The 26896-nt window shown below is 66.5% G+C and carries 21 protein-coding genes and 1 other RNA gene; 10 read left to right on the forward strand and 12 right to left on the reverse strand.

The features are described from left to right. Positions 1-243 precede the first annotated feature (243 nt). A complete protein-coding gene (locus tag WMC41_RS12160) occupies positions 244-2328 on the forward strand; it encodes a helicase HerA domain-containing protein (protein ID WP_432343458.1) in 2085 nt (694 codons plus the stop codon). Between the two features lie 65 nt (positions 2329-2393). On the opposite strand, the gene miaA is transcribed toward WMC41_RS12160, so the two are convergent. Then, on the reverse strand, positions 2394-3323 hold the full coding sequence (gene miaA / locus WMC41_RS12165; protein ID WP_432343460.1) for a tRNA (adenosine(37)-N6)-dimethylallyltransferase MiaA: 930 nt from the start codon (positions 3321-3323) through the stop codon (positions 2394-2396). On the opposite strand from miaA, the gene serB reads away from it, so the two are divergent. Continuing rightward, positions 3322-4212 (forward strand): phosphoserine phosphatase SerB, encoded by an 891-nt coding sequence (gene serB / locus WMC41_RS12170; RefSeq protein ID WP_272805797.1) that lies wholly within the window; start codon positions 3322-3324, stop codon positions 4210-4212. The two genes, miaA and serB, sit on opposite strands and share 2 nt — an antisense overlap. After that, positions 4212-4769 carry a GNAT family N-acetyltransferase gene (locus WMC41_RS12175; RefSeq protein ID WP_432343463.1) on the forward strand — a complete coding sequence of 186 codons (558 nt, stop codon included), beginning with the start codon at positions 4212-4214 and terminating at the stop codon, positions 4767-4769. The genes serB and WMC41_RS12175 overlap by 1 nt, the downstream gene beginning before the upstream one ends. 91 nt (positions 4770-4860) lie before the next feature. Here the strand turns inward: WMC41_RS12175 and WMC41_RS12180 are convergent, their stop codons facing one another. The 7 genes from WMC41_RS12180 to WMC41_RS12210 form a co-directional block, all read right to left on the reverse strand. Further along, positions 4861-6384: a DegQ family serine endoprotease gene (locus WMC41_RS12180; RefSeq protein WP_432343465.1), complete on the reverse strand. Its 1524-nt coding sequence runs from the start codon at positions 6382-6384 to the stop codon at positions 4861-4863. A gap of 127 nt (positions 6385-6511) precedes the next feature. After that, positions 6512-6700 (reverse strand): DUF2065 domain-containing protein, encoded by a 189-nt coding sequence (locus tag WMC41_RS12185; protein WP_432343468.1) that lies wholly within the window; start codon positions 6698-6700, stop codon positions 6512-6514. A 7-nt stretch (positions 6701-6707) separates the two neighbouring features. Further along, positions 6708-7658 (reverse strand): protease modulator HflC, encoded by a 951-nt coding sequence (hflC, locus tag WMC41_RS12190; RefSeq protein ID WP_432343470.1) that lies wholly within the window; start codon positions 7656-7658, stop codon positions 6708-6710. Continuing rightward, on the reverse strand, positions 7658-8779 hold the full coding sequence (gene hflK, locus WMC41_RS12195) for an FtsH protease activity modulator HflK (RefSeq protein ID WP_244766718.1): 1122 nt from the start codon (positions 8777-8779) through the stop codon (positions 7658-7660). The genes hflC and hflK overlap by 1 nt, the downstream gene beginning before the upstream one ends. A 156-nt stretch (positions 8780-8935) precedes the next feature. Continuing rightward, on the reverse strand, positions 8936-9457 hold the full coding sequence (locus WMC41_RS12200; protein WP_288077977.1) for a dihydrofolate reductase: 522 nt from the start codon (positions 9455-9457) through the stop codon (positions 8936-8938). Positions 9458-9472: 15 nt separating this feature from the next. Beyond that, complete coding sequence (locus WMC41_RS12205) at positions 9473-10267, reverse strand: thymidylate synthase (protein WP_272805802.1); 795 nt, start codon at positions 10265-10267, stop codon at positions 9473-9475. Positions 10268-10354: 87 nt separating this feature from the next. Further along, a complete protein-coding gene (locus WMC41_RS12210) occupies positions 10355-10666 on the reverse strand; it encodes a DUF2853 family protein (RefSeq protein WP_432343474.1) in 312 nt (103 codons plus the stop codon). 210 nt (positions 10667-10876) lie between these two features. Between WMC41_RS12210 and ssrA the strand changes: the two genes are divergently transcribed. From ssrA to WMC41_RS12230, 4 genes are all read left to right on the forward strand, one after another. Next, positions 10877-11237: a transfer-messenger RNA gene (gene ssrA / locus WMC41_RS12215) on the forward strand. 209 nt (positions 11238-11446) lie between these two features. Beyond that, positions 11447-11965 (forward strand): SspB family protein, encoded by a 519-nt coding sequence (locus WMC41_RS12220; protein WP_244766722.1) that lies wholly within the window; start codon positions 11447-11449, stop codon positions 11963-11965. Positions 11966-11974: 9 nt separating this feature from the next. Then, on the forward strand, positions 11975-12184 hold the full coding sequence (locus WMC41_RS12225; protein ID WP_244766723.1) for a DUF4169 family protein: 210 nt from the start codon (positions 11975-11977) through the stop codon (positions 12182-12184). 164 nt (positions 12185-12348) lie between these two features. Continuing rightward, positions 12349-12573 carry a ribbon-helix-helix domain-containing protein gene (locus tag WMC41_RS12230; RefSeq protein WP_288077978.1) on the forward strand — a complete coding sequence of 75 codons (225 nt, stop codon included), beginning with the start codon at positions 12349-12351 and terminating at the stop codon, positions 12571-12573. Between the two features lie 93 nt (positions 12574-12666). Here WMC41_RS12230 and WMC41_RS12235 read toward each other — a convergent pair whose 3' ends face one another. The 4 genes from WMC41_RS12235 to WMC41_RS12250 form a co-directional block, all read right to left on the reverse strand. Further along, positions 12667-16464: an AsmA family protein gene (locus WMC41_RS12235; RefSeq protein WP_432343478.1), complete on the reverse strand. Its 3798-nt coding sequence runs from the start codon at positions 16462-16464 to the stop codon at positions 12667-12669. 42 nt (positions 16465-16506) lie between these two features. After that, positions 16507-17928, reverse strand: coding sequence for an FAD-binding oxidoreductase (locus WMC41_RS12240; RefSeq protein WP_432343481.1), 1422 nt, complete (start codon positions 17926-17928; stop codon positions 16507-16509). Between the two features lie 260 nt (positions 17929-18188). Beyond that, positions 18189-21365, reverse strand: a complete 3177-nt coding sequence (locus WMC41_RS12245; protein ID WP_432343483.1) for an efflux RND transporter permease subunit — start codon at positions 21363-21365, stop codon at positions 18189-18191. Further along, on the reverse strand, positions 21365-22537 hold the full coding sequence (locus tag WMC41_RS12250; protein WP_432343485.1) for an efflux RND transporter periplasmic adaptor subunit: 1173 nt from the start codon (positions 22535-22537) through the stop codon (positions 21365-21367). Before WMC41_RS12250 ends, WMC41_RS12245 begins: the two co-directional genes overlap by 1 nt. A gap of 299 nt (positions 22538-22836) precedes the next feature. On the opposite strand from WMC41_RS12250, the gene WMC41_RS12255 reads away from it, so the two are divergent. The 3 genes from WMC41_RS12255 to WMC41_RS12265 all read left to right on the forward strand — a co-directional run bounded on the left by WMC41_RS12255 (position 22837) and on the right by WMC41_RS12265 (position 26681). Continuing rightward, positions 22837-23658 (forward strand): cyclase family protein, encoded by an 822-nt coding sequence (locus tag WMC41_RS12255; RefSeq protein WP_432343488.1) that lies wholly within the window; start codon positions 22837-22839, stop codon positions 23656-23658. Positions 23659-23708: 50 nt separating this feature from the next. Further along, a complete protein-coding gene (locus WMC41_RS12260) occupies positions 23709-24122 on the forward strand; it encodes a carboxymuconolactone decarboxylase family protein (RefSeq protein ID WP_432343489.1) in 414 nt (137 codons plus the stop codon). 102 nt (positions 24123-24224) lie between these two features. After that, entirely contained in the window at positions 24225-26681 is a 2457-nt protein-coding gene (locus WMC41_RS12265; RefSeq protein WP_432343491.1) for an ATP-dependent helicase, read from the forward strand. Positions 26682-26896: the final 215 nt, after the last annotated feature.

The following is a 26896-nucleotide window of genomic DNA, read 5'->3' on the forward strand; positions in this document are numbered from 1 at the left end:
TCGCCGGGTGGTTACACCACCCTGCCCATGCGCGTTCCCACCACAAGAATGATAGAGGTCAGATTTTTCATGGGGCGAAGTGTTAACGGCAAAGCCCCCGCGCGTCAACGCCTTTCCGTCTGTTTCGCAATGGCACGGATTCTGGTGTGAGCGTCAAATTACAACCAAAGGATGCATCAGGACGAAACGTCTTATTAAGCGGCAATCATTAGACTTCGCCTTTGATGGCAAGGAGTGCCGTGATTGCTGAACAGTGATTTTCAGAATTCCATTGTAGCCGGCGAGCAGGATCGCCGGAATGGCCTGTCGACGGGCAACCGGCTGCTCGGCCGCGTCGTCGCCTGCAATGGGTCGCACGCCACCATCAGCGCCGTCGCCGAGAGCGGGGAAACCGCACTCACGGAACTGTGGGCCGTCGGCCGCCTCATCTCCATTTCCGTTGGCCGTAACCGCGTCGTCGCGCTCGTCTATTCCATGTCCACCGACCAGCAGAGCTGGGTGGAAAACCACGACACGGTCTTCCGCATCGAGGTGGAACTGCTCGGCGAGGTGCATGTCAGCGCCGACGGCCGCGAGGAATTTTCCGCCGGCATCACCGATTACCCGCATCTCGGCGCCATCGCCCACCGCATCCGCGCCTCGGATCTCGCCAAGGTCTACGACACCGGCAAGAACGATGTCTGCGCCATCGGCAAGCTGACGCAGGACGAGACGCTCGACGCGACGATCCATGTGCCGTCCATGCTGGAGAAGCACTTCGCCATCGTCGGCACGACCGGCGTCGGCAAGTCCACCTCCGTCACGCTGCTGCTGCACAAGGCGATCCAGGCCGATCCGCGCCTGCGCGTGCTCATCCTCGACCCGCACAACGAATTCGCCTCCGCCTTCGGCGAGCTTGCGGTCATCATCGATACCGATACGCTGGACCTGCCCTTCTGGCTGTTCCGCCTGGAGGAATTCGCCGAAGTCGTCTTCCGCGGCCGTCCGCCGGTGCCGGAGGAGATGGACATCCTGCGCGACCTGATCCCGGAGGCCAAGCGCGCCTTCCGCGGATCGAGCGACAACGGCCTAATGCGCCGCACGAGCGAGAAAAGCTCGGTGACCGCCGATACGCCGGTGCCGTTCCGCATCGCCGACCTGCTCGCCCTCATCGACGAGCGCATCGGGCGCCTCGAAGGCCGGGCGGAAAAGCCGCACCTGCGCTCGCTCAAGGTCAAGATCATGTCGGCGATCAACGACCCGCGCTACCATTTCATGTTCTCCTCGAACACGATCACCGACACGATCCTCGACACGATAGCCCGCATCTTCCGCATTCCCGGCGACGGCAAGCCGGTGACCACCTTCCAGCTCGCCGGCATCCCGTCCGAAGTCGTCAATTCGGTCGCCTCCGTGCTCTGCCGCATGGCCTTCGAAATCGGCCTGTGGAGCAATGGCGGCGTGCACATGTTGGTCGTCTGCGAGGAGGCGCACCGCTACGTGCCGGCGGACATGAAGCTGGGCTTCATGCCGACGCGCCAGGCCATCGCCCGCATCGCCAAGGAAGGCCGCAAATACGGCGTCTCGCTCGGCATCATCACCCAGCGCCCCGGCGAGCTCGACCCGACGATCCTCTCCCAGTGCTCGACGATCTTCGCCATGCGCCTTGCCAACGAGCACGACCAGGAGATCATCCGCTCGGCGATCCCCAACTCCTCGTCCTCGACGACCAGCTTCATCTCCTCGATCGGCAATGGCGAGGCGATCGCCTTCGGCGAGGCCGTGGCCGTGCCGATGCGCATGCGCTTTTCGCGCGTCGATGCCAATCGCCTGCCGAAGGCGAACGGCACCGGCGTCAAGATCAGCGACGAGACGCCGCAAAGCGTCGACCTGCGCTCCATCGTCGCCCGCATGCGCGCCATCACCGGACCCGACATTTCCGGCTTCCAGAACGCCTATCTCGCCGCCCAGGGCCAGAACGGCTCCTTGCCGACCGGCTACGAGGATGCGCCCTACGAGGACGAGGAGGATTACATCGAGACGCTGCAGGCCGCGCGTCCCGCCGCCCAGCCGTCCCAGCACGAGCCGTACCGGCCCGACATGCTGCCGGGCGCCCAGGGCGCCTACGACCCCTCGCCCCAGGAGCGTTTCGAGGCGATCCGCCGGGAATTGACCTCCGAACCGCAACGCCCCGCTGCCGATCCCTACCGCCAACCGGCGGCAGACCCCTATCGCCAGCCGGCGGCACGCCCCGCGCCCGCCTTCGGCGAGCAGCAGGAACCGCGGCGCGAGGGCTCCATCCGCGAACAGCTTCTCAAGAAGCCGCTGAGCAGCCTGATCCGGCGCTAGGGCGGGCCGAACCCTCCTGCCTCCTGCGCCTTGAGGCCTTGGTTTACGCCCGTCGCGGAAAGCCGCTACGGACCCTCACTGGTCGTGCCCGCGGCGGCCAGCGGGTCGATGCGCTGCCAGCTCTCGTCGAGCTGGTTGCGGAACCAGGTCATCTGGCGCTTGGCATATTGCCGCGTCGCCGCCGCGCCGCGCGCGACGACCTCCGCCGCACTCATCGTCCCGGCCAGCATCGCCGCGATCTGCGGCACGCCGATCGCCTTCATGACGGGCATGGCGGGCGAAAGATCGAGCGCCAGCAGCGCCTGCACCTCCTCCACCGCGCCGGATGCCAGCATGTCTGCGAAGCGCCGGTCGATGCGGGCGGCCAGCACCGCGCGGTCCGGCAGGACGACCAGCTTCTTCGCCCGGTCCGCATCGATGACGGCCGGCCCCGCCGCAGACTGGAAGGCCGAGATCGACTGTCCCGTCGCCTCCAGCACCTCCAGCGCCCGCACGATCCGCTGGCCGTCGCCCGGCTTCAGGCGCGCCGCCGTTTGCGGATCATGCGCCTCAAGCACACGGTGCAGGGCCTCGGCCCCTTCCTCCGCGAGCCGGCCGCGCAGATGCGTGCGGACGGCCTCGGGAATCGCGGGCATGTCGGAGAGCCCGCCCGTCAGCGCGCGAAAATAAAGGCCGGTGCCGCCGACGAAGACCGGCAGTTTCTCCCGCCGCCGCAGTTCCGCAACGACCGTCGCCGCCTCGCGCAGCCAGTCGCCGGTCGAATAGGCCGCACCGGCCGGCACATGGCCGTAGAGCCGGTGCTCGATGCCGGCCATGTCCGCCGGCTGCGGGCGGGCGGTGAGCACGTTCAGCGTGTCGTAGACCTGCATGCTGTCGGCATTCACCACCACGCCATCGTGCTCGGTGGCCAGCCGCACGGCGAGCGCGGACTTGCCGCTGGCCGTCGGGCCCGTTATCAGGATCGCGTCCCGCTTTCGATCAAGGTTTCTCATCATGGCTTTCGTTGCCACGCTTGTCGCCAATCCGTCAAACCCCGTCCTGACGCCTAGCCTTGCAGAAAAGGCCGCCGATGCGGTCAAGGCGTCCGGGCTCTACTGGCTTGCCGACGGCATCGCCTGCGACATCGCGCTGCGCGACGGCAGCGACCTTGGCGCCGCGGAGGCCGCAATCCGCGCCGTCATTGGGGGCGAGCCGGTCGATCTTGCCATCCAGGAAGCGGAAACGCGGCGCAAGAAACTGCTGATCGCCGACATGGATTCGACGATGATCGGCCAGGAATGCATTGACGAGCTCGCCGCCGAAGTCGGCCTCAAGGACAAGGTCGCGGCGATCACCGCCCGTGCCATGAACGGCGAGATCGCCTTCGAGCCCGCGCTTCGCGAGCGCGTCGCCCTTCTCAAGGGGCTCCCGGTCTCCGTTATCGACGAGGTCATCGAAAAACGCATCACGCTGACGCCGGGCGGACGCGAACTGATCGCGACGATGAAGGCCAAGGGGTATTATACCGCCCTCGTCTCCGGCGGCTTCACCGTCTTCACGAGCCGCATCGCCGCCATGCTCGGCTTCGACGAGAACCGCGCCAACCTGCTGCTCGACGCCGACGGCAAGCTCACCGGCGCGGTGGCGGAGCCGATCCTCGGCAAGCAGGCCAAGGTCGACGCCCTCATCGAGGTTTCCGAACGGCTCGGCATCTCGCCGGACGAAGCCATGGCCGTCGGCGACGGCGCGAACGACCTCGGCATGCTGCACCTGTCGGGTGCCGGCGTCGCGCTGCACGCCAAGCCGGCCGTCGCTGCCGAGGCGAGGATCCGCATCGACCACGGCGACCTCACCGCCCTGCTCTACCTCCAGGGCTACCGCAAATCCGACTTCGTGACCGGCTGATGCCCATCGCCACGACCAGGCGCCTGGTGCTCAGGAACTGGGAGGAAAGGGACCGGGACCTCTTCCACGAGATCAATTCCGATCCCGTGGTGATGGAATTCTTCCCGTTCCTGCGCACGCGCGCCCAGTCCGACGAGCTCTTCGAGCGCATCCGCGGCATCATCGCCGAGACCGGCCTCGGCTTCTACGCGCTCGCCGAGCGGGAGAGCGACGCCGCCCTTGGCTTCTGCGGCCTTTCCCGCACGACGGACCGGCTGGAACCGCACCTGCCGGCCGGCTCGGTGGAGATCGGCTGGCGGCTGGCGCGACGCCACTGGGGCCGGGGCTACGTCACCGAAGCCGCCGAACGGCTGCTCGCCTTCGGCTTCGAGGAGAAAGGCCTTGCCGAGATCGTCTCCTTCGCCGTCGCCGGCAACACGCGCTCCATCGCGGTCATGCGGCGCATCGGCATGCGCGCCGCGCCGGAGCGGAATTTCGACATGCCCGGCCTCGACGACCCCACCCTTCGCCCGCATGTCCTCTACGCGCTGGATCGCGCGGGCTGGCAGAGCCGCTGAGAGCCCCCGTAAAACGGCCGCTGAAGCAACGCTCCAGCGGCCTGATTCCATCTCGCAGCTTTCGCCCGCAAGCCCCTGAAGGGACTCGCCCTTAATCAATGCGTACGGTGATGTAGCGCAGCGCTCCGGTGCGGTTGGCGATCATCATCAGCGCGTTGCGGCGGTCTTCCGACTTCAGCTTGGCGATGCGGGTCTTGACCTCTTCCGCCGTCGTCACCGCCTCCTGGCCGATCTCGACGATCACGTCGCCGGGCACGATGCCGCGCTCGGCGGCGGCCGAATCGGGCGCCACCTCGGTGATGACGACGCCCTTGACGCTTTCGACGATCTCGAAGGTCTTGCGCGCCTCCTCGCCGAGGTCGCTGATGCCCATGCCGAGCACCGTGTCGGCCTTGCTGGGCTGGGCCTCGCCGGTCTCGGGCGCCATGCCTTCCTCCGTGGTGCCCTCGCCCTCCGTCACCTCGTCCTCGCCGGCCTGCTTCTCGCCGTCCTCGAGGCGGCCGAGCGTGACCTTGACGGTCATTTCCTTGCCGTCGCGCAGCAGCACGACATCGACGGCCTTGCCGACCGGGCTTTCGGCGACGACGCGCGGCAGGTCGCGCATCTCGTCGACATCCTTGCCGTCGAAGCGGATGATGACGTCGCCGGTCATGATCGAGCCGTTGTCGACCGGCCCGCCCTTGATGATGCCGGCGACGAGCGCGCCCTTGGCCTCGCTCATGCCGATGCTTTCGGCGATGTCGTCGGTGACCGGCTGGATGCGCACGCCGAGCCAGCCGCGCCGCGTCTCGCCGAAGTCGCGCAGCTGCAGGAAGATGTTCTGCGCAAGCTCCGTCGGCACGGAGAAGCCGATGCCGATCGAGCCGCCGGAGGGCGAGATGATCGCCGTGTTGATGCCGATGACCTCGCCCTTCATGTTGAACAGCGGGCCGCCGGAATTGCCGCGGTTGATGGCGGCGTCCGTCTGGATGAAGTTGTCGTAGGGACCGGCATTGATGTTGCGCCCGCGCGCCGAGATGATGCCGACCGTCACCGAACCGCCGAGGCCGAACGGGTTGCCGATCGCCATCACCCAGTCGCCGATGCGCATGGTGCGGGAATCGCCGAAGGGCACCGCCTTCAGCGGCGCTTTCGGCTCGACCTTCAGGAGCGCAAGGTCGGTCTTCGGGTCGGTGCCGACGAGCTTGGCCTTCAGCTTGGAGCCATTGGCGAAGTTCACCTCGATATCGTCCGCGCCCTCGATGACGTGGTTGTTCGTGGCGATGAAGCCCGAGGGATCGATGACGAAGCCGGAGCCGAGCGAATTGACGGTCTGGCCCTGGTTGCCGTCCTCGCCGCCTTCCCCCTTGAAGAACTCGTCGAAGAAGTCCTGGAAGGGCGAGCCTTCCGGCACCTGGGGAACGGGCGCCTTGTCGTCGCTCTTGACGTTCTGCGAGGTGGAGATGTTCACCACGGCATCAAGCAGGCTTTCGGCGAGGTCGGCGACCGATTCCGGGCCGTTCGGCTGGACCTGCGCGGCCGCCGGAACGGCAAGCGGTCCCCCCGCGACCAGCGAAAAACTCACCGCGAGCGCGAGTACCGCATGGGCAACGCTGGACCTCATCTTCAAAGCCATGGTCGGCATCCTCTTTCGTCTGGATTGTCGCAGCGAGTGTTTGCCCCGGATACGGCAAAAATCAGTCCGCCGCGCTGAAATCATGTGAAGTCTTGCCCGTCTTCGCGGGCTGCCGCAAGGGCCGCGTTCACGCGCCGCGGATGAACCAGACCATGGCGACGCCCAGCGCCACGGCGGCGAGCCCCGACATGCGCAGCTGGCCTTCCGGAATCTGCGGCAGCATTTCCGCCATGCGCTTCAAAACCGAAGGGGCCAGTGCGTACACCAGCCCCTCGATGATCAGGAAGAACGCGATCCCCGTCAGGAAATCGGACATGCCGTTCTCAGTTTGCGGTCGACGGCGTCGTCGCCGTGCCGTTGCCGGTGCCCGTCGCCGCACCCGAGGTCTCAGGCCTCATGCCCGCAGCGTCCTCGAAGTAGCGGAAGAACTCCGACTGCGGCGACAGCACCAGCGTGGTGTCGGACGAAGTCATCGAGGTCCGGTAGGCGCTCATCGACCGGTAGAAGTCGAAGAAGTCCGGGTCCTGCGAGAAGGCTTCGCCGAAGACGCGGTTGCGCTCGCCTTCGCCCTCACCTCTGAGGATTTCCGAATCGCGCTGCGCGGCCGCGATGAACTCGACGACCTGGCGGTCGGCGATGGCACGGCGGCGCTGGCCCTCTTCGTTACCGCGGGCGCGGATGAGTTCGGCTTCCGCCAGACGCTCGGCCTTCATGCGATCGTAGGTCTGCTGCGAGACCTCCTGCGTCAGGTCCGTGCGGCGGATGCGCACGTCGGAGATCGTGAGGCCGAGGTTCGAGGCGTCGTTCGTCAGTTCGCCGCGCACTTCACGCATCATCGAGGCGCGCTCTTCGGAAAGCGCGGATTCGAAGCCGCGCAGACCGTAGACCCGGCGCAACGCCGCATCGAGACGGGTGCGCAGGCGCGCTTCCGCCGATTCCCGGTCGCCCGAGACCGCTTCGCGGAAGCGGCGGGCATCGGTGATCTTGTAGACCACGAAGGCATCGACCTCGTAGAACTTGCCGCCCGAGACCTGGACGCGGATGTCGTCGAGGTCGAAGCGCAGCGCCTGGTCCTGGATATACTGCACGCTGTCGGCGTCCATGAAGCCGAAGGGCAGCTTGAAGTAGAGGCCGGGCTCGGCCTTGACGTCCTGGATCTGGCCGAAGCGGATGACGATCGCCTGCTGGCGCTCGTTGACGACGAACACCGAGGAATAGGCGATGAAGAGGAGAACGCCGATGGCGATCAGGATTGCCGGTACACGATTGCCCATTACTGCGTGCCTCCCGCCTGCTGCTGGCTGGTCGACCGGCCAAGTTCGTTGAGGGGAAGGAACGGAACGACGCCCTGGCCGCCCTGCTTCTCGTCGATGATGACCTTCTTGGAATTCTGCATCACGCCTTCCATGGTTTCAAGGAAGAGGCGCTTGCGGGTGACGTCCGGCGCTGCCTTGTACTGTTCGTAGATGGACAGGAAGCGTGCCGCCTCACCTTCCGCTTCCTTGACGACGCGGTCCTTGTAGGCGGCCGCCTCTTCGCGGATCTGCGCGGACTGGCCGCGGGCAAGACCCAGCTTCTGGTTGGCGTACTGGTTGGCTTCCTCGACGAAGCGGTCCTCGTCCTGCTCGGCGCGCTGCACCTCGTCGAAGGCATCGGCCACCTCGCGCGGCGGGGCCGCGTCCTCGATGGCGACCGTGTTGATCGAGATACCGGAGCCGTAGGCGTCCATGGTCGCCTGGATCGTCGTCTTCACGCCTTCCGCGATCGCCTGGCGGTTGTCGCGGAAGATGTCCTGGGCGGGACGGCGGCCGACGACTTCGCGCATGGCGCTTTCGGCAACCTGCTGCAGCGTCTCGGCCGGGTATTCGAGGTTGAAGAGGTAGGACTGCGGATCGGTGACCGAATAGAGCACCGAGAACTGCACGTTGACGATGTTCTGGTCGCCCGTCAGCATCAGGCCGGAGCTGTCGGAATTCGAGGAGGCCGTGCGGCGGCCGATATTCTGCTGCTGCTCGGTGATCTTCACGAGTTCGACGGTTTCCAGCGGCCAGAGGTGGAAGTGCAGGCCGGGCATGGAGACTTCCTGCTTCGGCTTGCCGAAGCGCAGCTCGACGCCGCGCTCGTCCGGCTGGACGGTATAGATGGAACTCATCAGCCAGAAGACGCCGACGAGCAGCAGCGCGATGACCACGACGCCGCCGTTGATGCCGCCGGGCATGACGTTCTTCAATTGGTCCTGGCCGCGCCGGATGATGTCCTCAAGGTCGGGCGGGCCGCCATTGCCGCTTCCGCCGCCGCCGCGGGGGCGGTTCGGTCCCTGCCCCCATGGCCCCTGATTGTTTCCGCCGCCGCCGCCCCAAGGGCCGCCGCCGCCGTTCTGATTGCTCCAGGGCATCAATACCTCTTTCTTTATATCCCTACGTGCCGCATTTCGCGGAGTGTTTCACCGCGCAACGCGAGGTGAACCCGTTATAGGTATCCCTCCGGCACCTTTCAACAAATCCGCGTGGGCTTGCGGGCCTGTGCGGCAAAATAGTTCGTGATCGGGGGTTTATGCGGCCGCTTTTCGGCGCCAGGTGACAAAACGCATGGCGTGGCTGTCCTTCTCGCCCTGCGGAATCGGCTCTTCCACCGCCTTTTCGAAGACGGCCGGGTCGATGTCGGGAAAGCGCGCATCGCCCTCCACATCCGCCTCGACATGGGTGACATGCAGGATATCCGCCCGGTCGAAGGCCTGGGCGTAGATCTGCCCGCCGCCGATGACGCAAACCTCGTCGACGCCCAGTCTTCCCGCCTCCCGGCGTGCGGCGGCCAGCCCCTCCTCGAGCGAGGAGACGACCTCGGCGCCGGGCGCGGAAAAGGCCGCGTCGCGGGTGATGACGATATTCGGCCGGCCCGGCAGCGGCCGGCCGATCGATTCCCAGGTCTTGCGGCCCATCAGCACCGGCTTGCCGAGCGTCAGCTGCTTGAAGCGCTTGAGGTCCGACGGCAGGCGCCACGGCAGGTCGCCGTCGCGGCCGATGACGCCGTTCCTGGCGACGGCCACGACGAGGACGATCTTGGCTTCAGTCATGCGGACACCTGGAAATCAGACGGCGATGGGCGCCTTGATGGTTGAATCGGCTTCATAGCCGATCAGGGTGAAGTCCTCGAACTTGAAGGAGAAAAGGTCCTTCACATCGGGATTGAGCTTCATGAAGGGCAAGGGTTTCGGGCGGCGCGTCATCTGGGTGCGCACCTGCTCGAAATGATTGGAGTAGATGTGCGCGTCGCCCAGCGTGTGCACGAAGTCGCCCGGCTGCAGGCCGGTCGCCTGCGCCACCATCATGGTCAGCAGCGCATAGGAGGCGATGTTGAAGGGCACGCCGAGGAAAATGTCGGCGGAGCGCTGGTAGAGCTGGCAAGAGAGCTTTCCGTCCGCCACGTAGAACTGGAACAGGCAATGGCAGGGCGGCAGCGCCATCTCGTCGACCAGCGCCGGGTTCCACGCCGAGACGATGTGGCGGCGCGAGTTCGGATTGCGCCTGATGCTGTCGAGGACGGCGACGATCTGGTCGAGATGGCGCCCGTCATGGGTCGGCCAGGAGCGCCACTGGTAGCCGTAGACCGGGCCGAGCTCGCCCTCGGCATCGGCCCATTCGTCCCAGATGGTCACGCCGTTCTCGTTGAGATAGGCGATGTTGGTATCGCCCTTGAGGAACCACAGGAGTTCATGGATGATCGAGCGCAGGTGCAGCTTCTTGGTCGTCAGCACCGGAAAACCTTCCGAAAGATCGAAGCGCATCTGGTAGCCGAAGACGCCGCGCGTGCCCGTGCCGGTCCGGTCGGCGCGGTCGGTGCCGTTTTCCATCACATGGGCGAGAAGGTCGAGATATTGCTGCATGGTCGCCGCCGATTCGTTGTCCAGCGTGAGATACTAGAGCGGGAACGGCGGCGTCCAAAGCGTGAAATCGGGTTGTCCCGGTTTTCCTCAGGCGAGCGCGCCGAGCGTGCCGAGCTCCTTGGCGGTGAGATAGTAGAAGGTGACGCGCGATTTGGTGCGGTCGTCGGCCATGGTCTTGCAGACGGCCTCCACGGCCTTGTCGGCCGCCTCGCCCGTGATGCCGAACTTCTTGGCGCACCGCTTTTCCTTGACGCGGTTCAGCTCTTCCGGGTCGGAGCAGGAGACGAGCGAGGAGTCGCGGTTGCGCAGCGCGATGCCGAGATGGCTCACGATCTTCTTGACGATGGCCTCGTCCGCACCGCTGTCATACTTGCGGACATCTGCGAGATAGTCGGTCATGGTAGCTCCTCTACGATCTCTCGGCCGCCGCCGTCATGACGGACCTGCCGCGTGCCATGTTTTTCATGCGGCCGCGGCAAGTCAAGTGCTAATAAAGCCCGGCCATCCCGTCCCGCTCGCCGGCTTACAGGGCCGAGGCCCACGGAAACCCCGCCCTCCGTTCGCCGAAACCGCCCGAGCCCGAAAACTTTGCCAGATCCCTGTCACAAAGCCCTTTTCTTGGGGGCCGAGAGCGCCTATATGAAGGGTGCTGCCTCGGCAGCTATGGCAATAAACGGGCGGTGTAATAAACCCATTGGACCCGGGGGCGGTACCCGGCGCCTCCACCAAAAACCGGTCTTTCCAAGCGGACCGGCTTTTGATGGGGGCGAAATAGGATCGACAAGGGCGTAAAGATCGACTTTTTGCTCGGCATTGTACCACCGTTATCGGGCTAAACTTGTAGTTGCAAACGACAACTATGCGGAAGCTCGTCTCGCTGCCTAATGGCGGTGTGACACTTCACTCAAAGTCCTGACGGGTCGCACCGGCAGGCGGGGTCCGAAGGCACCTGGCAACAGAAGCCTTCACCTTCTCCAATCTCTTGAAATGGTCTATAGCTGTGCCAGATGACTCGTGCCGACAGGTATGAGGCCGGAGCAGTTCCAGCAAAAGCGTGAAGCGGTTTTGCGTCCGGAATTGCGTCGAAACAAGGGACGGAGCATTTCTGCGTTTCGAAGAAAAGCACAAATGCTCTCATGCAATGCCTGAACACAAAGGCTGGAAGAAAGACAGGAACGGATGGCGCAAGACCATATTCGCTATGACATTCTCGCCCAGGACGCGCTGCGCAGCGTCATCCGCAAGGTTTTGTCCGAGGTCGCCGTCACCGGGCACCTGCCGGGCGAGCACCACTTCTTCATCACGTTCCTCACCAACGCCCCCGGCGTGCGCATCTCGCAGCACCTGAAGGCGAAGTATGCCGAGCAGATGACCATCGTCATCCAGCACCAGTTCTGGGATCTCAAGGTCACCGAGAGCCTGTTCGAGATCGGCCTCTCCTTCTCCGACACACCGGAAAAGCTCGTCATCCCGTTCAACGCCATCCGCGGCTTCTATGACCCGTCGGTAAGCTTCGAACTGGAGTTCGACGTGCCGGCCGTCGAGGAAGACGGACACTCCGCCGAGATCACGGCCTACCCCGCCTTCGCGGAAAAGGCGGAGGAAGCCATCGAGGAGCCGACGCCGCCGACCGGTGGCGACGACAACAACAAGGGTGGCTCCGTCGTCTCGCTCGATTCCTTCCGCAAGAAGAACTGAGGTCACGCGATGAGCGGCGACGTCGTCAATCTCCGCCAGGTCCGCAAGCAGAAGGCCCGCTCCGAAAAGGAAAGGCAGGCCGAGCAGAACCGCATCAGCTTCGGCCGCACCAAGGCCGAAAAGGCACTGACGCGCGCGCTGAACGACAAGGCGCAGAAGACGTTCGAACAGGGCCATCTGGAACGGCCCGGCCGCGACCCCGAGGATGGCGAAGGCTGATCTTTCAAGCCCTTGCCGTCGGGACCGGACCCGATACCGGAGAACGTTCCGGCGGCTCAAGGCAGAGCGGGCAGCCCCTTGCTCCCCGCGCCTTCGGGCAAGGAAGAACCGTTGCGCTCTGCCGGAACGCTCCAACCGGACGGCACCGGGGCGCAGGAATGGGCATGATCCGCAAATATTCGACGACCCTGCACGGCCACCGCACGAGCTTCTCGCTCGAGCCCGCCTTCCATGACGCGCTAAGGGCTATCGCCGACGAGCGCGGCCTGCCGGTCGCCGCCCTCATTCGTGAAATCGACGATGCCCGCGGCGTCGAGGGCAACCTCTCCTCGGCGCTGCGCCTCCATGTGCTGGACTGGCTGAAACGCAAGGCAGGCGGCGCGACGTAGCGCACGGCCCGCAAGAAGCCTTGCCGGCTTCCCGGCGGGCCACGTCCGCGGCGACGTGGACCACAATTCGCTGCTCCCGAAACGCGGAACGGCTCAGTTGACACCCGGCAGCGCGTCGAAATTCAGGTTCTGCCCGCTGTCGACGGGCGGCAGTTCGCCGCCCCGCTCCACGCCCTCCTCCGGCGAAACCGGAAGGCGGCGGCGTTCCGCCTCTTCCTCCGCCCGGCGGGCCTCATCCGCCGCGCGCTGCTCGGCGCGGCGGCGGGCCTGTTCCTCGGCCTCCAGCAGGCGGCGTGCGTCGTCCGCGGCCTTGCGGCGAGCGCTTTCGGCCGCTTCCGCCGCTTCCCGCGCGGCCCGTTCCTGCTCGGCGCGCACGCGCGCCTCCGCACGGCGGCGCTGCTCTTCCTCCATCTGCAGGCGCATCGCCTCGGCCAGCGTGGCCCGCGCCTCGGCGCGCGAACGATAGAGGGCCGCCTCGCGCCTGAGGCGCTGCTTTTCCAGCACGTTGGCCTGCAGGGTCTCCACCCGGCGGCGCTCCGTCTCGAAGCGCCGTAGCGACAGGTAATTGGCGAGCGGCTGCACGTCGAGCGCGACACCCGGCGCCTCCACGAGGCCGCGATAGTCAAGCACCACCTCGGGCTCCGCGCCCGCCAGTGCCTCCTCGCCGGCCGCGTAGGTGACGGACAGCCGGCCCGCCATCGCATCGCCGGCAAGGTCGATATCCGCATCGCCGGAGAAACCGGCCCTGCCATCCCCGGCCGTCACGCTCTGGACGCGCAGCTTGCCGCCGGCGAGCGCGAAGGGCATGCGCACCGTGCCCAGCGCCGCCTCGCCCTTGAGGATCGCATCCGCCGCGAACCCGGCGACGCGCTCGGGCGTGATGTCGCCCTCGATACCGTCGGCCGCCGTCAGCAGCGCCGGCAGCGCGCCGGTATCGAGCCCGCGCAAGGTGAGGTCGGAGAGCCGCGCCTCGCCCGAGCCGCTGGCGCCCTCGACCATGGCGCGCACGCTTTTGCCGGAAGCGTCGACGGCCAGTGTCACATCCGCCTTGCCCATGGCGACGGCGCCCTGCGGACCGCTCCAGACGATCCTTGCCAGATCGGCGCCGGAAAGCTCCGCCCGTGCCTCGAACAGGCCGTTCTCCTCCGCATTGGCGACCTTGAGCCGTCCGGCAAGCCGGCCGCCCAGCCAGTCGCCCGCCATGTCGGTCAGCGCCAGTTCGCCCCCCTTCCAGACGAGGTTGCCCGAAAATCCCTCCACCGCGCCGTAGAGCCCCGGCCAGAACGCCCCGGCCTGCAGCGCGACGGACACATCGGCGGCATCCTGAAGCGGCTGCACGAGCGGCGCGGTGTTCAGCCCGCCGTCAAGGGGATCGGTCACCGGTCCGGCGACAGCCTCGGCGAGGAAGGCGAAATCGACCGTATCGAAGCGCAGCGCGCCCGTTCCCTTGAGCGTCGCCGCCGTACGGTCGAGCGTCAGGCGGCCGGAAAAGGCATTGCGGTCGGCCTCCCCGGCAATGTCGGTGATCGTGATGGCCTCGGCGCTCGTGGCGACGGACGCCTGCAGGGCAAGCGGCAGGCCGGCGCCGGCCTGCGGCACGGCGATGCCGTTCATCATCAGATAGGGCTCGATGTCGTCGCTTTTCGCCGAAAGCGCGAGCGCACCGGCCGGGAAACCGGCGGCGGAGAGCGCGGCCGTGCCCTTGATGGAGATCGTCGTGCTGCCCGCGTTGAAGGCCGCCGAGACATCGGCCGGGCCGTCCTCCGGCTGCGTCACGCGGAAGGTGACGCTGCCGTCGGGGTCCGCATCGAAGGGCAATGGGTCGAGCCCGACCTGCCCGGCCAGCACGACCGACTGCGGATTGAAGATGCTGCCTTCAAGCTCGAAATTGCGTCCCACCAGCAGGTCGGCGGGTGTCGCTGCGGAGAATCTCATCTCGACCCGCCCGTCGTTGACCGGGCCGCTGAGCGTCAGCGTCGCCGGATTTTCCGCCCCTGAGACGGCCAGACGGACGGCGAGGTCCGCATTGTCGTAGTAGCCGGAATTGGCAAGGAAACGGGCGAGCACGGGATGGGCCGGCAAATGCCGCGCCAGCAGCTCGGCCACCGGACGCATCGCGGCAGCCTTCACCCTCATGTCGAGCCCGGCGCTCGGCGCAAGAAGCGAGCCGCCGAGCGTGCCGCTGGCCGAGAGGGCCGCGCCGTCCAGCGAGGCGATGTTGAGGCGGCTCAGCGTCAGAAGGCCATCCCTGACGGACAGCGCCGCGTTGACGCCGGAGGCGCTTTCGCCGAAGGCGAGGAAACGATCGGCCTTGACGTCGAGCGCGATCGAATGATCCAGCACGGTCGAAAGCGAGGCATCGCCCGCGACAAGGCCGACAAGCGCCTGGAGCGATTCCAGCGCGACTTCGTTGCCGCGCAATTGCAGCGACAGGGTGGGCGCGGCATCCGCGCGCGATTCCCGCTCGATACGCCCGAGCAGCGAGGCGCCGCCGATGGCGATTTCGAGGTTTTCGAAGCGCTGCAGTTCGTCGGTGAGGTTCACTTCGGCGGAAAAGCCCGCCGTCTTGAGCTTGCGGATTTCCGGATCCACGGATCCGGCAAGCCAGGTCGCCAACCCCGACGGCTGGTTCGAGGCGACCAGCAGGTCGCCGACGAAGCCGCGGTTCTGCCTGAGCGTCAGCCGGCCCTTGGCCTCCAGCGTGGTGCGGCCGGGCAGAAGCGCATCCGCCCGGTCGATCCGCCAGCCCTCGCCGTCCGGCTTCACGTCGAGGCGCACCTCGCGCACCGTCGTGTCGCCGACCACCACGGCCGGCAGGAACAGGCTGGCGCGGCCGGGCACCTGGGGGATCGGGATGTCGGCGGCGATCGCCAGCAGCGCCTGGAGCCGCTGGCGGGCGGAAACCTGCGGGTTGCGGCCGGTCTTGCCCCCCTCGCCGTTATTGCCGATGCGCGAGACGTCGATCTGCTGGCCGTCGGCGATCAGGAGGAATTCCGGTGCGCGGCCGGTGTCGAGCGTCGCCTCGCCCGTCACCACATAGGGGTCCTCGTGCGGGCCGGCCTCGAGGCGATAGTCCGGCACGCGGATGCGCTCGTTGGAAAGCTCGAACTTGCCGGCGACGCGGATCGGATCGGCCGGCCCCTCGCCCTTCGGCCGCGGCTTTTCCGCGATGGTGAAGTCGCCGTGATATTGCGGGCGGAAATCGACGACCTTCAGCGCACCGTCGAGATCGGCGGTGAAGGCGAGCCGGTCGGGCACGATGCGGGCGCGCAGGGAAAGCGCGCCGTTCTCCGCCTGCCCGCTCGAAAGCTGGAAGGCACCGCTCTCGCCATCGAGCGCCGCGCGCCCGTCGATGCGCCACGGGCCGGCGAGCGACTTTGCCGAAACCTGCGCATCAAGGCCGGTGACATGGCGGGTGCGGCCGGTCTGCGCATCGACGAATTCGATCTCGCCGCCGGTGATCGCGACATTTTCGAGGATGACGGTGCGGGCCGGGATATCGGACTTGCGGCCGCGCGCCCAGTCCAGCGTGCCGTCCTCGAAAAGCCTGATGCGCGCCTTCGGCTCCTCGATGCGCATGTCGAAGATCAGCGCCTCGCCGGAGAGGAACGGCGCCAGTTCCGCATCCATGGAGAAGCGCGCCACCTCGACCAGCGGCTGCCCGTCCTCGGGCGCCCCGACACGCACGTCGTTGAGCGTCACGGAGGGGAACGGGATCAGGCGGGCATCGACGCTGCCATGCACCACGACGGTGCGGCCCATGATGCGGCTCGCCTCGCGCTCGAAATCCTGGCGGAAGCTGGTCCAGTCGACGAAGAGCGGCGCGAGCAGCGCCGCAAAGAGCGCCACGACCACCAAGCCGCCAACGAAGAGCATGATTCTCGAAAGCACGCCGCCTGCCTTGAATTTCGTTTCACCGCCTCAGGATAACGACTAATTGCCCGAGAGGGTCGAAAAAATCTTGCCGGGGTTCAGAATGTTGTCCGGATCGAGCGCCTGCTTGATCTGCCGCATCAGCTGGACCGTGCCGCCGAGCTCGCCCGGCAGGAAGGCCTGCTTGCCCTGGCCGATGCCGTGCTCGCCGGTGCAGGTGCCGTCCATGGCGAGCGCCCGGGCATTGAGCCGGCCGACGAAGGCCTCCACCTCGGCGACATGCGCCGGGTCCTTGTCGTCGAAGACGAGGCTGACATGGAAATTGCCGTCTCCGGCATGGCCGACGATCGGCGCCAGGAGCCCGTGCTCCTCGATGTCGACCTCCGTTTCGGCCACGCAGTCGGCAAGGCGCGAGATCGGCACGCAGACGTCGGTCGCGATCGCCTCCCAGCCGGGCCGCAGCGCCTTGGCCGACCAGTAGACATTGTGCCGCGCCTTCCAGAGCTTCGCGCGCTCCTCGGCGTCCGCGCTCCACTGGAACGTCCCGCCGCCGCATTCGGCGGCGATCGCGCCGAACTCCTCCGATTGCAGGCGCACGCTGTCCTCGTTGCCGTGGAACTCGACGAAAAGTGTCGGCTGCTCCGGCAGCGTCAGGCCGGAATAGGCGTTGCAGGCCTTGATCTGCAGCGTGTTGACGAGCTCGATGCGGGCGACGGGAATGCCGAGCTGGATGGTCATGATGACGGCATTGCAGGCGTCCTTCAGCGTCGGGAAGCCGCAGATGCCGCCGGCGATGACCGAAGGGATGCCCTGGAGGCGCAGCGTGATCGAGGTGAGCACACCAAGCGTGCCCTCGGCGCCGACGAAGAGCCGTGTCAGGTCGTAGCCGGCGGAGGATTTTCGCGCGCGGCGGGCGGTGCGGATCTCCTCGCCGGTGGCCGTGACGGCGGTCACGGCGAGTACATTGTCCTTCATCGTACCGTAGCGCACCGCATTGGTGCCCGAGGCGCGCGTCGAGGTCATGCCGCCGATCGAGGCATTCGCGCCGGGATCGATCGGGAAGAACAGGCCGGTATCGCGCAGGTAGACGTTCAGCTCCTCGCGGGTGATACCGGGCTCGACCGTGCAGTCGAGGTCTTCGGCATTGACCTCCAGCACCCGCTTCATGTTGCTGAAATCAATGGAGATGCCGCCGTTCGGCGCGTTCACCTGCCCCTCCAGCGAGGAGCCCGTGCCGAACGGGATGACCGGCACCTTCAGTTCGGCGCAAAGGGAGACGACGGCCTTCACCTCGTCGGCATTCTCGACGAAGACGACGCCGTCCGGCAGCTGGGCGGGAATATAGGTGGTGGTGTGCGCATGCTGGGCGCGGATCGCCTCGCCCGTCTGGAACCTCGCCCCGAAGCGCCCGGCAAGACGCGGCAGCGCCGCGGCGATGCCCTCCTCGTTGCGCGCGCCGCCCCTGATATCCGCCAAAGCCATCGTCAAATCCTCAACCCTGTGCGGATTTACTCAGCAAATTGAGGGACGTCTGTCCAGCCGCAATTGCGCGAAGGATAAAAGTCTTGGCGGCCCCTCATCCGGCCTGCCGGCCACCTTCTCCCCGCAAGCGGGGCGAAGGGATATGCCGCACCGATTTCCCCAACAAATACCCGTTCGTGAGGCAAGTCCCCTCTCCCCGCTTGCGGGGAGAGGGTTAGGGTGAGGGGCACTCGCCACAGGGCAGATAGCGCCGTGAGGCTTCACTCCGCCGCCTGCGGCAGGGCTTCCGCCGGCGGCGGCGACGCCTCGTCCTTGCGCTTGCCGAGCGTCTCGGCATGGGCAAGCTCCGCGGCGAGGCGCTTTTCCTCGTCGGCATGCGGGCTGGTGAAGCCGGCGATGACGAGATAGGCGACGGGCGTCAGGTAGAGCGTGACGACGGTGGCAAGGCCGAGGCCGCCGACCAGCACCCAGCCGAGCGAGATGCGCGCCTCCGCGCCCGCCCCGCTGGCGAGGATCAGCGGCAGGGCGCCGACGACCGTGGCGATCATCGTCATCAGGACCGGGCGCAGGCGGATGTTCGAGGCATCCTCGATGGCGCTGCGGATATCCTGCCCGCGGTCGCGCAGCTGGTTGGCGAACTCGACGATCAGGATGCCGTTCTTCGCCATGATGCCGACGAGCAGCACGAGCCCGATCTGGCTGTAGATGTTCAGCGTTGTGCCCGTCATGATCATCGCGAAGACGGCGCAGGCAAGCCCCAGCGGCACCGTCACCATGATGATGATCGCGCTGACGAAGCTCTCGAACTGCGCGGCGAGCACGAGGAAGATGATGGCGAGCGCGAAGCCGAAGGTGATGAAGAGCCCGTTCGAATTCTCCTGCAGCGTCGCCGCTTCCGCCATGGGCAGCACGCGGGAACCTTCCGGCAGCAGCGGCGCGGCCATCTCCTGAACCAGGGAAAGCGCCTCGCCGAGCGCCAGGCCGTCCTTCAGGCCGGCGGAAAGCGAGACGGCGCGCAGCTGCTGTTCGCGCGAAAGCTGCGGGGCGACGGCCTTCTCCTCCAGCGAGGCGATGGACGACATGGGCACGATCTTGCCGTCGCCGGTCTTGAGGAAGATGTTCTCCAGGTCCATCGGGTCGTTGATCGGCTGCGTCGTCGAGGACAGCTTGACGGGATAGGCCTGCCCTTCGACATAGATGTCGACGACGCTCGTGCCTTCCAGCATGGCCTGCAAGGCCGCGGAGAGACCGGTGATGTCGATGCCGAGATCGGCGGCGCGCTCGCGGTTGACGGTCACGGAAAGCTGCGCCTGGTTGGCCTCGTAGTTCAGCCGCACGTTCTGGAAGCGGCCGCTGTCCTCGATCTGGCGCACGAGTTCGGCGGCCGCATTGCCGAGCTTGGTGTAGTCGTTGCCGACCAGCGCGACCTGCAGGCCGTTGCCGGCGCCGCGGATGCCGAGGCTGTTCGGCTGCATGGCGAAGGCGCGCACCGAGGGCACGGCGCCGACCGCCGCGTTGATGTCCTGCACGATCTGCTGCTGCGTGCGCTCGCGCTCGCCCCAGGGCGCCAGCGTCAGCACCATGAAGCCGCTGTTCGTCGAGCCGCCCTGGCCGGAGATCGAGAAGATGTTGACGATCTCGCCGCTATCGTAGAGCGGGCGCAGCTTGTTCTCGATCAGCTTCATCTGGTCCTGCGCATATTCCAGCGACACGCCCTGCGGCGCGTTCACGCGCAGCATGACCATGGACCGGTCCTCGCTCGGCGTCAGCTCGGACTTGATGGTGAAGAAGGAGGTGGCGCCCGCCGCGGTGAAGATGAGCGCCACGACGAAGACGATGAAGGGCACGCCGAGGCAGGCATGCAGCGTCGAGCGGTAGAGGCGCGAGGCCGCGCCGCCGATGCGGGCGAGAAGGCCCGTATGCGCGTGCGTCATGTCCTTGGTCAGCATGCGCGAGGCCAGCATCGGGCACAGCGTCAGCGCCACGAAGGAGGAGAGCAGGATGGCGAAGGCGAGCACGAAGCCGAATTCGCGGAAGAGACGCCCCGCCTGCCCGGGCAGGAAGGAAAGCGGGATGAACACGGCGGCGAGCGTCGCCGTCGTGGCGATGACGGCGAAGAACACCTCCAGCGTGCCGAGGATGGCGGCAGCGCGCGGCTTCAGGCCCTCGGCCCGGCGGCGCACGATGTTTTCGAGGACGACGATCGCGTCGTCCACCACGAGACCCGTCGCCAGCACGATCGCAAGCAGCGTGAGGATGTTGACGGAGAAGCCGGCCATGTAGATGGCCGCGATCGTGCCGATCAGCGCGATCGGCATGCTGATCGTCGGGATCAGCGTCGCTCGCCAGTCGAGCAGGAAAAGATAGATGACGAGCGTGACGATCGACACCGCGACGATGAGCGCGATCTCCACTTCGTGGATCGCGCCGTCGATGAAGACGGCGTCGTCGCTGGTGATCTTGATCTCGGTGCCCTCCGGCAGGATGTTGGCGAACTGCGCCACCATCTGCTTCACGCCGGCGGAGATATCGAGCGTGTTGGACTGCGCCTGGCGGATGATGCCGAGGCCGATGCCTTGCCGGCCATTGGAGCGCAGCGCGGTGGAGCCCTCGTCCGGCCCCAGCGTCACCAGGGAGACGTCGCCGAGACGCACGCGGTTCTTCAGGATCAGGTTTTCGAAGTCGGCAGGCGTTTCCAGATCCGCCGTCGCGCGCACGGTGATGTCCTGGCTCTGGCTCTTCAGCGAGCCGGCGGGCACGTCGAAGGCGGCCGTCGCCAGCGCGTTGCGCAGGTCCGCGACCGTCAGGCCGCGCGCGGCGAGCTTCGACTGGTCGACGTCGACGCGGAAGATCTTCTCCTGGTCGCCATAGACGGCGACATCGGCAACGCCCTCCACGGAGGCGAGCCGGTCGGTGATCTCGTTTTCGGCGAGAAGCGTCAGGTCTTCGAGCGAGAGCGTGTCCGAGGTGAGCGCCAGGCGCATGATCGGCTGGCTGTCCGCATCCGCCTTGACGACGCGCGGTTCGTCGGCCCCGTCGGGGATCTGGTTCGCCACGCGGCCGAGCGCGTCGCGCACGTCGTTGGCGGCCTGGTTGACGTCGGTCGTGTCGGAGAATTGCAGGGTGACGCGGCTACGGCCGAAGGAAGAGGACGAGGAAATGTCCTTGATGCCCTGGACGCGCGAGACGGCGCCCTCGATCACATCGGTCAGCTCGCGGTCGACGGTTTCCGGCGAAGCGCCGTCGAACGTCGTGGAGACGCTGATCACCGGCTGGTCGACGGAGGGCAGCTCGCGGATCTCCACGCCGTTGAAGGCGGCAAGGCCGGCGACGACGATCAGCGTGTTGAGCACGAGGGCGAAGATCGGCCGGCGGATGAAGAGCGCGGTAAAGCCCGCCTTGCCGGATGTATCCAGTCCGCTTGCCCCGCCCGACATTACGAGCCCTCCGACACGGAGGACGTCACCTGGCCGTCCTGCTCGGCCACGGTGCGCACCGCGCCGCCCGGCCTCAGCGTCTGCACGCCTTCGGTGACGATCTGGTCGCCCTCGGCGATCTCGGCCTTCACGAGAACCTTGTCCGGATTGCGCTGCACGATATGGACCGGCACGCGCTCGACCGTCTCGCCCTTCACCCGCCAGACATAGGAGCCGTCGGCGCTCCACTGCACGGAAAGCGGATCGACGCTCGGATAGAGGTCGCCGGCAAAGCGCATGGTCACCTGGAAGGACATGCCCGCGCGCAGGAGGTCCTCGGGATTGTCAATCTGGGCGCGCACGCGAAGCGTCCGGCTCTCCTGGTCGATGCGGTTGTCGATCGCCTGCACCTCGCCGGTGAAGGTTTCGCCCGGCCGCGCGACCGCCGTCGCCGTCACGGCGCCGCCGACACGCACGCTCGTCGCAAACCGCTCCGGCACCCAGAAATCGACGAGGATTTCCGAACGGTCGTCGATGCGGGCGATCGCCGACGACGTGGTGACGTAATCGCCGGGATTGACGGAGATGATGCCGACGACGCCGCCATAGGGCGCGGTGATGTCGCGGCGGCGCAGCGTCAGCTCCGCGTTCTGCAAGGCGAGTTCCGCAGCCTGCAGCGCCGTCTGGGCGTCCTGCAGCTCGGCGGTGCTCATGGTGGATTTCAGGTTCTCGATGCGCGTCAGCTTCTGCCGGGCGCTGTCGCGCGCCACGCGCGCCTGGTCTGCGGTGATGCGCTGCTCGTCGCTGTCGAGGCGGGCGATCACCTGCCCCTGCTCCACCCGGTCGCCGGATTTCACCAGCACTTCCGTGAGGTTCCCGGTGGCATAGGGCGTGACGGTCACCGTGCGGATCGCCTCGCCGTCGCCGATGGCGTTGAGCCGGTCGTTGACGACGGACATGGCCACAGGCTTGGTGGCGACAAGCGCCGGGCCGCCGCCGAAGCCGCCGCGGCGGCCACCTTCGCGGCCGCCCTGCGCCTCGCCTTCGCCGGCCGGCGCGATGGCCGCGACGAGCGTGCCGGGCAGGCCCGTGGCCTCCAGCGTGGCATTCGCCCCGGGCACGAAGCGACCCCAGAGCAAGACCCCGGCCGAAAGGACGCCGAGGCTTATGAGGAGCTGTTTCCAAACCCGCATGCAATCTGTCTCCGAAGGAAGCGAACCGTCACCTGTTGCGGCGCGACATAGGCCAAGTATCCCGCTTTGAAAATGAACGGGCAATGAAAGAATGTGATCATTACCGAAATGTAAGATTGGCAGGCTGCTCTGTTACCGAAATGTAAGAAAAGGCGGAGAAATCTTCCCGTCCCGCCCCTTCCGCGAGCACGCACATGACTGGACGCCTCCTGCGCTTGTGGTAGCTTTTTCCCGGCCCCGGCGGCCAAGCCCTATTTCAGTATTCTTTCATCAACGCATTGAACGACAGGGGGAATTCCATGTGTGACGCCTGTGTCATCGATACCGTCAAGAACCGCATGCTTTCGAGGAGGAGCTTTTTCCGCGCTGCCGCCGCGGGCGCTGCCACGGTCGCGGCCGCAAGCTCCGGGGCGCTCAGCCCGGCGCTCGCCCAGGCGCCGACGAAGGCAACGGACCTCACCCATGAGCTCTACGAGGAATTTCCGACCTTTTTCGGGGAGCAGCAGTTCTGGCGCGAGCAGAAGTTCAATTACAAGGAACACAAGTTCAATCTCTTCGAACTGCGCGTGAACGAGCATACCGGCACCCATCTCGACGCGCCGCTGCATTTTTCCGAGGACGGCAAGTCGGTGGCGGAGATCCCGGTCTCCGATCTCGTGGTGCCACTCGCCATCATCGACATCCGGGAGAAGGCCGCCGCCAATGCCGATGCGCAGCTGACGCCGGACGACATCAAGGCCTGGATCGCGGCCAATGGCGAGCTGCCGGAAAAGGCCTGCGTCGCGCTGCTTTCCGGCTGGGACAAGCATCTCGGCACCGACAAGTTCCGCAATGCCGATGGCGAGGGCAAGATGCACTTCCCCGGCTTCCATGTCGAAGCGGTGCAGTATCTCGCGGAAAATTCGAGCGCGGTCGGCATCGCCGTCGATACGCTCTCGCTCGACTACGGCATCTCGCCGGATTTCGCGACGCACTATTCCTGGCTCGCCTCGGGCCACTGGGGGCTTGAGGCGGCCGCCAATCTGGGAGAGCTTCCGGCCAGGGGCGCGACCCTCATCGTCGGCGCGCCCAAGGTGCGCGGCGGCACGGGCGGCCCGACCCGCGTCATCGCGCTGGCCTGATCCCCATCCGGCCGGCGGTTCCGCCGCCGGCCAATTCCCCCGGAGGAACCATGAGCACCGTCAAGCCCGCCGACGATCTGGAAGCCGACCCGCGCGTCAAGGCGGTGTTCGACGATATCCGCGCCACCCGCAAATCGGACTTCGTCAACAATATGTGGCGCTACCTCGCCTTCGACCCGGCGCTGCTGGAGCGCACCTGGGCGGAGGTGAAGGCCGTCATGGCGACGCCCTCGACGCTCGATCCGCTGGTCAAGGAAATGCTCTACATCGCCGTCTCGGTGACGAACGGCTGCAGCTACTGCGTCCATTCCCACACCGCCGCCGCGAAAGCCAAGGGCATGACGGACGGGCAATATGCCGAACTGCTGTCCATCGTCTCGCTCGCCGGCAAGACGAACCAGCTCGCCACCGCCCTGCAGGTGCCCGTGGACGACGTCTTCGACGCCGACCGCCGAAAGCCCTGACAGCCGCCGCTTTCCACAATCTTCCGGCCAATCTTCTTCCCCGCGGAATAAAAGCAGAACGGAAAACTGGCCTTTCGGGACCGAATCACTACATTGAGCCGCATGATCAGCGGTTACGACGACATTCCCTTCTTCGACGAGGACCCGCAGCTCGCCGGCAAGCCCGCGGCACCGGCCAAGCCGACGGGCGGCATCGCCGCGCGCGCCATGGCGGCGCGCGATGCGCACCGGGCGCCGGATTATCTCTCCGGCCTCAACCCCGAGCAGCGCGAGGCCGTGGAAACGCTCGACGGCCCCGTGCTGGTGCTCGCCGGCGCCGGCACCGGCAAGACGCGCGTGCTCACCACCCGCATCGCCCATATCCTCGCCACCGGCCGGGCCTTTCCCAGCCAGATGCTGGCCGTGACCTTCACCAACAAGGCGGCACGCGAGATGAAGGAGCGCATCGGCCTCCTCGTCGGCGGCGCCGTCGAGGGCATGCCCTGGCTCGGCACCTTCCACTCGATCGGCGTCAAGCTGCTGCGCCGCCATGCCGAACTCGTCGGCCTCAGGTCGGATTTCTCGATCCTCGACACCGACGACGTGGTGCGGCTGATCAAGCAGATCATCCAGGCGGAAGGCATCGACGACAAGCGCTGGCCGGCAAAACAGTTCGCCGGCATGATCGACACCTGGAAGAACAAGGGCCTCGATCCGGCGCAGATCCCCGAGGGCGACGCGCGTGCCTTCGCCAACGGCAAGGGCCGCGAACTCTACGTCGCCTACCAGAACCGCCTGAAGACGCTGAACGCCTGCGACTTTGGCGACCTCCTGCTGCACCCGATCCGCCTGTTCCGCGCCAATCCGGATGTGTTGGCCGAATACCACCAGAAATTCCGCTACATCCTTGTCGACGAGTACCAGGACACCAACACCGCGCAGTACATGTGGCTGCGCCTGCTCGCCCAGCGGCCGAAGGGCACGCCGCAGAACGTGTGCTGCGTCGGCGACGACGACCAGTCGATCTACGGCTGGCGCGGCGCGGAGGTGGACAACATCCTGCGCTTCGAGAAGGATTTCCCGGGCGCGAAGGTGATCAAGCTGGAGCGCAACTACCGCTCCACCGCCCATATCCTCGGCGCCGCCGGCCATCTCATCGCCCACAACGAGGATCGCCTCGGCAAGACGCTCTTCACCGACCGGCGCGATCCCGACGACGACAAGGTCGTCGTGCACGCCGCCTGGGATTCGGAGGAAGAGGCCCGCGCCGTCGGCGAGGAGATCGAGCAGCTCCAGCGCAAGGAGCACAAGCTAAACGACATGGCGATCCTCGTGCGCGCCTCCTTCCAGATGCGCGAATTCGAAGACCGTTTCGTCACGCTCGGCCTCAACTACCGCGTCATCGGCGGCCCGCGCTTCTACGAGCGGCTGGAGATCCGCGACGCGCTCGCCTATTTCCGCCTGGTCAGCCAGCCGGCCGACGACCTCGCCTTCGAGCGCATCGTCAACACGCCGAAGCGCGGCCTCGGCGACACGACGATCCGCAACCTGCACGACTATGCACGCGCCCGCGACATCCCCATGCTCGCCGCCGCCGCCGACATCATCGAGACGGACGAGCTGAAGCCGAAGGCGCGCAAGGCCCTCTTCGACGTCGTCACCGATTTCCGCCGCTGGCAGTCGCTGCTGGAGACCATGCCGCACACCGAGCTTGCCGAGCAGATCCTCGACGAGAGCGGCTACACCGCCATGTGGCAGGCCGACAAGTCGGCCGAGGCGCCGGGCCGCCTCGAAAACCTCAAGGAACTCATCCGCTCGATGGAGGCCTTCGAATCGATGCGCGGCTTCCTCGAACATGTCTCGCTCGTCATGGATGCCGAGCAGAACGAGAACCTCGACGCCGTCTCGATCATGACGCTGCACTCGGCCAAGGGCCTCGAATTCGAGACCGTCTTCCTGCCCGGCTGGGAGGAAGGCCTCTTCCCGCACCAGCGCTCGCTCGACGAGGGCGGCCGCTCGGGGCTGGAGGAGGAACGCCGCCTCGCCTATGTCGGCATCACGCGCGCCAAGCGCCGCTGCCACATCTGGTTCGTCTCCAACCGCCGCATCCACGGCCTCTGGCAGACGACCCTGCCCTCGCGCTTCCTCGACGAACTGCCGGAAGCCCATGTCGAGGTGGCGGAAGTCGAACAATCCTATGGCGGCTACGGCCGCGGCGGCTATGGCCAGTCGCGCTTCGACAAGCAGGAGCCTTTCCAGAACGCCTATTCGACGCCCGGCTGGCGGCGTGCCCAGGCGAACCGCACCGATGCGACGCGCGACAACTGGGGCTCACGCTCCGGCCATGCGGTCGAGCGCATCGGCTATGGCGAGAGCGGGCCGCGCGCACGCACCATCGACGGCGAGCTCGTGGCGAAATCGACCGTGAGCGAGCCGTCGAAATTTGCGATCGGCGACCGCGTCTTCCACATGAAGTTCGGCAACGGCAACGTGGCGGCGATCGAGGGCAACAAGCTGACGATCGATTTCGACCGCGCGGGCCAGAAGCGCGTGCTGGACGGCTTTGTCGAAAAGGCCTGATCGGCGGCATCTGATTATTATCGTATCCGGTCTCACCCCCCTCTGCCCTGCCGGGCATCTCCCCCTCAAGGGGGGAGATTGGATGGAGGACCGTGTCGCCAAATTACGACGTTGCTGATTGCGCAAGGTCTTCGCCTCTTGCCGATCTCCCCCCCCTTGAGGGGGAGATGCCCGGCAGGGCAGAGGGGGGTAAAGACCGCCGCCGCCCATGAGAG

The sequence above is a fragment of the Shinella yambaruensis genome, from assembly GCF_050859155.1.
Lineage (GTDB): Bacteria > Pseudomonadota > Alphaproteobacteria > Rhizobiales > Rhizobiaceae > Shinella > Shinella yambaruensis.